This is a genomic window from Pseudoalteromonas sp. S2755 (assembly GCF_005886535.1).
In the GTDB taxonomy this organism is placed as follows: domain Bacteria; phylum Pseudomonadota; class Gammaproteobacteria; order Enterobacterales; family Alteromonadaceae; genus Pseudoalteromonas.
In genome coordinates, this window is the sequence record NZ_PNDS01000306.1 from 1 (window position 1) to 263 (window position 263).

Sequence of the window (263 nt, forward strand, 5' to 3'; positions counted from 1 at the left end):
TGAAAATCCGCCTTGGGCATTTTTACGTAAACTACGTACGCTCACTGAAGCACATGGTAGTGCCCTTATTTTTGACGAAATGATCAATTGCGTTATAGCACCGCCCGGGGGTGTTCAAGGTTTGCTTTGCATTAAGGCCGATATGGCATCATACGGCAAAATCGTCGGTAGTGGTATGCCTATCGGTGTGGTCGCAGGGGCCGCTACCTACCTCGATGCCATTGACGGAGGCAATTGGCAATACTGAGATGACTCTTACCCTT

General features: G+C 49.0%; 1 pseudogene. It reads left to right on the forward strand.

Annotated features, from left to right (window positions below):
- A pseudogene (locus CWC03_RS23335) lies at positions 1-247 on the forward strand (hypothetical protein); the annotation flags it as partial.
- Positions 248-263: the final 16 nt, after the last annotated feature.